Origin of the sequence: Haloferax sp. Atlit-4N, from assembly GCF_003383025.1 — an archaeon.
GTDB lineage: Archaea > Halobacteriota > Halobacteria > Halobacteriales > Haloferacaceae > Haloferax > Haloferax gibbonsii.
On sequence record NZ_PSYY01000082.1, the window covers coordinates 1 to 466 of the forward strand.

1 protein-coding gene is annotated in these 466 nt (G+C 69.7%); it reads left to right on the forward strand.

The genetic code is table 11. The features are described from left to right. Positions 1–51 precede the first annotated feature (51 nt). Positions 52–466: hypothetical protein (locus C5C07_RS20670; RefSeq protein ID WP_199522794.1), on the forward strand; the 415-nt coding region annotated here is incomplete at its 3' end.

Here is a 466-nt window from a genome sequence, read left to right on the forward strand (position 1 = left end):
TTGGCACTCCTCGGCACCAACTTCGCAACGGCCGGCGCTAAGTCGGAACGCATGGCGGCACAGAACGCCAAGGCGCTCGACAACCTCAAGCAGACAGGCGCGGTTGCAGGCAAGGCCGCCGGTGCGCTCGGCGGGCTGGCGCTCGTCTCGTCGGGGGCCGCGGACGGCCTCGGCCTCACCAACACCATGTCGCTCGCCCTCATGGGCTCCCTCGCCGGCCCAGTCGGCATCGCCATCGGTGCAGGCGCGGGCGCTCTGCTCGACTTCGCGGCCGCGGGCGACGGCGCAACGACCGCCATCGACGGGCTGAAGGCTGCAGCCCAGTCGGGCGACATGGCGACGCTCCAGACGCAGATCGCCGCCGCCAAGGACGAGCTTGCTGCCCTCCAGGACATCGGCTTCAACTTCTCTGAGCTCGGCTTCTCGTTCAAGGACGCCTTCGGCGGTGACGGCCTCGAGGAGAAGG